Origin of the sequence: Mesorhizobium sp. M2A.F.Ca.ET.067.02.1.1 (assembly GCF_004023285.1) — a bacterium.
Taxonomy (GTDB): domain Bacteria; phylum Pseudomonadota; class Alphaproteobacteria; order Rhizobiales; family Rhizobiaceae; genus Mesorhizobium.
Map to the genome: position 1 here is coordinate 1 of NZ_RZSB01000511.1, position 4374 is coordinate 4374.

A 4374-nucleotide genomic window follows, 5' to 3' on the forward strand; every position below is an offset into this window, starting at 1 on the left:
CTGATGATGTACAAATCGGCGGAGCTCTCCAACATGACGGTCAAGGTCGGCGACAAGACGGCCTTCGCGATGGACGGGCTTGCGGTCCAGATCACCCCGCCGGCCGACGGCAAGGCGATGGACTTCACCGCCAACACCGAAAAATTCACCGCCGACCTGTCGCTGATCGACGACCCCAAGTCGAAGGAAGCGATCGAGGCGCTCGGCTACCAGAACATCTCGGGCAACATTGCCATGGCCGGCACATGGCAGCCGAGCGACGGCAAGATGGAGCTGTCGAAATATGACATCTCGGTCGAGAATGCCGGCACGCTCGGCATGACCTTCAACCTCGGCGGCTACACGGTCGATTTCATCAAGTCGATGCAGGCGATGCAGAAGCAGCTCGCCTCGCAGCCGGAAGGCGCGGACAATTCCGCGCAAGGCATGGCCATGCTCGGACTGATGCAGCAGCTTTCCTTCAACGGCGCCTCGGTGCGTTTCGAGGACGATTCGCTCACCGGCAAGGTGCTCGACTATGTCGGCAAGCAGCAGGGCATGTCGGCCAAGGATGTCGCCAACCAGGCCAAGGCGATCGTGCCGTTCGGCATGGCGCAGCTCAACAATCCCGAGCTGACGGCGGAAGTCTCGTCGGCGGTCAACACCTTCCTCGACGATCCGAAGAGCCTGGAAATCTCGGCCGAGCCTCCGTCGTCGGTACCGTTCGCGCTGATCATGGCCGGCGCCATGTCCAACCCGCTCGACCTGCCCAAGACGCTCGGCGTCAAGGTCAAGGCGAACCAGGACTGATCGAACACGTCAGCTCCAAACGAAAGCCCGGCAGTGATGCCGGGCTTTTTTGTCGGCCGATTTCTTAAGAGGAAAGAAAGGCTTGGCTGGGAGTCCTAGCCTTCCTTCTTCGTAACCGAGACGCGCAGCGACAGCTCGCGCAGCTGTTGCGGGGTCGCTTCGGACGGCGCGTTCATCAAGAGGTCATAGGCCTGCTGGTTCATCGGGAACATGGTGATCTCGCGCAGGTTCTTGGCCCCCACGAGCAGCATGACGATGCGGTCGACGCCGGCCGCCATGCCGCCATGCGGCGGCGCGCCATACTGGAAGGCGCGATAGAGGCCGCCGAAGCGCTCTTCCACAGTCGCGCGATCCAGACCGACCATCTCGAAAGCCTTGACCATGGTTTCCGGCAGATGGTTGCGGATGCCGCCCGACGCGATCTCGAAGCCGTTGCAGACCATGTCGTACTGGAACGCCTTGATGCCGAGCGGCTCCTGGCCGTTCAGCGCGTCAATGCCGCCCTGCGGCATGGAGAACGGGTTGTGGGCGAAATCGATCTTCTTCTCATCCTCGTTCCATTCGAAGAACGGGAAGTCGACGATCCAGCACAGCTCGAAGCGCTCGCGGTCGACGAGGTTCAGCTCCTCGCCGGCGCGGGTGCGCGCAGCGCCCGCGAAGGTGACGAACTTCTTCGGATCGCCCGCGACGAAGAAGGCGGCATCGCCATCGGCAAGGCCGAGTTGCTGGCGGATCGCCTCGGTGCGCTCCTCGCCGATGTTCTTGGCAATCGGACCGGCGCCTTCGAGTTTTTCGCCTTCCTTGCGCCAGAAGATATAGCCGAGACCTGGCTGGCCCTCGCCCTGCGCCCAGGAATTCATGCGATCGCAGAAGGCACGGCTGCCGCCGGTCTTGGCCGGAATGGCCCAGACCTCGGCCTTCGCATCGTTGGCCAGGATGTTGGCAAAGACCTTGAAGCCGGAATCGCGGAAATGATCCGAGACCGCCTGCATCTCGATCGGGTTGCGCAGGTCCGGCTTGTCGGATCCATAGGTGCGCATCGCCTCGTCATATGGAATACGGCGGAATTTCTGGGTTACCGGCTTGCCGTTGGCGAAGGTTTCGAAGACGCCGCGAAGCACCGGCTCCATGGTGGAGAGCACGTCGTCCTGCTCGACGAAGCTCATCTCGAGGTCGAGCTGGTAGAATTCGCCGGGCAGCCGGTCGGCTCGCGGGTCCTCGTCGCGGAAACAGGGCGCGATCTGGAAATAGCGGTCGAAGCCGGACACCATGATCAGCTGCTTGTACTGCTGCGGCGCCTGCGGCAGCGCATAGAAGGTGCCGGGATGGATGCGCGACGGCACCAGGAAGTCGCGCGCGCCTTCCGGCGAGGACGCGGTCAGGATCGGCGTCGAGAATTCGGTAAAGCCGACCTCGCCCATGCGCTTGCGCATCTCGGCGATGATTTTTGTCCGCGCCACGATATTGCGGTGCAGCGTCTCGCGGCGCAGGTCGAGGAAGCGGTATTTCAGGCGGATATCCTCGGGATATTCGGGCTCGCCGAACACCGGCAGCGGCAGTTCCTTGGCGGCCGACAGCACCTCGATCTCGCGCGCGAAAATCTCGATCTCGCCGGTCGGCAGATTGGCGTTCACCGTCTCCGGCAGCCGCGCCTTGACCTCGCCGTCGACGCGGATCACCCATTCGCCGCGCACGGTCTCGGCGACTTTGAAAGCCGGCGAATCCGGATCGGCGACGATCTGGGTCAGGCCGTAGTGGTCGCGCAAATCGATGAAGAGCAGCCCGCCATGGTCGCGCACGCGATGCACCCAGCCCGACAGGCGGACGGAATTGCCGACGTCGCTCTTTCTCAACTGGGCACAGGTGTGGCTGCGGTAACGATGCGTGGTCATGGGCAAAGTCCGGAAGTTGCGGGCACCAGCCCTCGAAAATTGGCGCGAAAAGCGCATGAGAGGCCGGCTTTGTCAAGGCAAGCGCTCACACAGGCGCGCTTCCGCTCAGGCAAAGTGGATTTGCGCGCCCTGGCTTTGGAAATCGGCGAGCGTGGCGGCAGGCGCGGTCTTTTCCACCACGAGATGGCGGATCGCATCGGCGCCGGCGACACGATACGGCGCAGCAGTCGCAAGCTTGTCGTTGGTGACGGCAATGACAATGCCGGCGCTGTTTTTCGCCATGGCGCGTTTCACCTCAGCTTCGGCCGAATCGAAGGCGGTGACGCCGCGCGCGGCATCCAGACCGCAGGAGCCCAGAAAGAACAGATCGGCGCCAAGCTGGGCCACGGCGGCCAGCGTATCGGCGCCCACGCAGGTGCCGAGATCGGGAACATAGCGGCCACCGAGCACGATCAGTTCGACCAGAGGACGATCGACCAGCGCCGAGGCGACCCCCAGCGAATTGGTGGCAATGGTCAGTTCCATATCGCGCGGGATTGCCCTGGCGATGGCTTCATTGGTCGTGCCGCCATCGATGAACAGGGACTGCCCCGCCACGAGCAGCCCCACTGCCGCTTTCGCCAGGCGCGTCTTCTCCTCGACCGCATGTCCGCTGCGCTGGCTGAGCGTGGCGGCGGCGAAGGGCGCCGAGGCGACCGCGCCGCCATAGACCCGGCGCAACTGCCCGGCCTTGGCGAGCTCCCTGAGATCGCGGCGCACGGTGTCTTCCGAGACGCCAAAACGGCTGGCGAGTTCGCCGGCCAGCACCTTTCCGTCCGCCGCAAGCTGGTCGCGAATGAGTTGGTGGCGTTCTTCGGTGAGCATGCACGATCCTATTTATTTGTGCACGTTATTGCATGTTTTGCCTGTTCATGCAAGAACACGGTCGTGAGCGGGTCGAGGAGTTCGCCCGCCGTATCTCCTTGTTCGTTGGATGCCCGCGATGACCCTTGGCCTGAAACTCGCTCCGCAGCACCGCGTCTATGCGGGCTTTGCGATCTATTCCTTTGCCATGGGCAACATCTTCCCGCGCCTGCCCGACATCAAGCGAGCCATGCGGATCGAGGATGGCACGCTCGGGCTCGCCCTGATCGGCACGCCGATCGGCACACTGGTCGCGCTGACGCTGGCGACGCCTATCCTGGAGCGTGTAGGCTTTCGCCGCGCGCTGCTTTGGCTGGTGCCGTTGCTTGGCCTGGCCTATGCGATAGCGATGCACGCGCCTGGCCCGGCGTCTCTGTTCCTGATGCTGGTTCCGGTCGGGCTGATGATCGGCAGCATCGAGATCATCTTGAATGTCGAGGCCGACAGGACCGAGTTCCTGCTCCAACGCCGCATCATGAACCGGGCGCATTCCTTCTGGAGCATCGGCTTCTTCGGCGCCGGCCTGTTCGGCGGCGCGCTGGCGCATCTCGGCCTTTCGCCGCAACTGCATCTGGCGCTGGTAGTGCCGATGGTGGCGGTTGCGATGGCGCTGTTCCTCGGCGGCTTTGAGCCGGCGCCGGCGCGGTTCGCCGCGACCAGCGACGAAGCGCCGATATTCGCGCGCCCCACGCTGCCGATCCTCATCCTCGTCGCGGTGACGCTGTCGGCGATGCTGATGGAAGGCGCCAGCATGGACTGGTCGGCGATCTATATGCGCACGGTGTTCGAA

At 63.7% G+C, this 4374-nt stretch carries 2 protein-coding genes and 2 pseudogenes; 2 read left to right on the forward strand and 2 right to left on the reverse strand.

Translation table 11 applies throughout. The annotated features are described in order from the left end of the window. Positions 1–789: pseudogene (locus EOA28_RS26315) on the forward strand (hypothetical protein); the annotation flags it as partial. Positions 790–884: 95 nt separating this feature from the next. Here EOA28_RS26315 and aspS read toward each other — a convergent pair. Together aspS and EOA28_RS26325 are read right to left on the reverse strand one after the other, a co-directional pair. Next, a complete protein-coding gene (gene aspS / locus EOA28_RS26320; protein WP_126082967.1) occupies positions 885–2681 on the reverse strand; it encodes an aspartate--tRNA ligase in 1797 nt (598 codons plus the stop codon). A 105-nt stretch (positions 2682–2786) separates the two neighbouring features. Continuing rightward, complete coding sequence (locus tag EOA28_RS26325; protein WP_126061166.1) at positions 2787–3545, reverse strand: DeoR/GlpR family DNA-binding transcription regulator; 759 nt, start codon at positions 3543–3545, stop codon at positions 2787–2789. A 118-nt stretch (positions 3546–3663) separates the two neighbouring features. On the opposite strand from EOA28_RS26325, the pseudogene EOA28_RS26330 reads away from it, so the two are divergent. Then, positions 3664–4374: pseudogene (locus EOA28_RS26330) on the forward strand (MFS transporter); the annotation flags it as partial.